Annotated in this window: 1 protein-coding gene; it reads right to left on the reverse strand. The window is 43.5% G+C overall.

The features are described 5' to 3' along the window. Positions 1–246 precede the first annotated feature (246 nt). The coding region (locus A3729_RS34560; RefSeq protein WP_156497872.1) for a PEP-CTERM sorting domain-containing protein at positions 247–345 on the reverse strand (99 nt) is incomplete at its 5' end.

Consider the following 345-nt stretch of genomic DNA (forward strand, 5'->3'; position numbering starts at 1 on the left):
TTCGTTAAGGAATAACAATACATTTTAACCCAAGATAACGCCCTATTCATTTAGTAATCTGCTATACAATAAGATCGATGACTGACATAGCTCGAAAATGAGCCTTCATAGAACTCGAAGTAATTACAGCTATGTATCGCCGCCATTCAAAAAAGGAAGAGCCTTAAGAAAGTTGCTTCTTAAGCCTTATCTCTCGAGGAAGCTCAGGGCTTCCCCCGAGCTGCTGCTGCGCTAAACTCTGGACTACTATTTAGCTTTACGACGCGCAAACCCCATAGCTAGAAGCCCGAGACCTAGCAGCGAGTATGTAGCTGGCTCAGGAACACTAACCGCTTTAAAGTCAAA

It is taken from the genome of Oleiphilus sp. HI0043 (genome assembly GCF_001634935.1).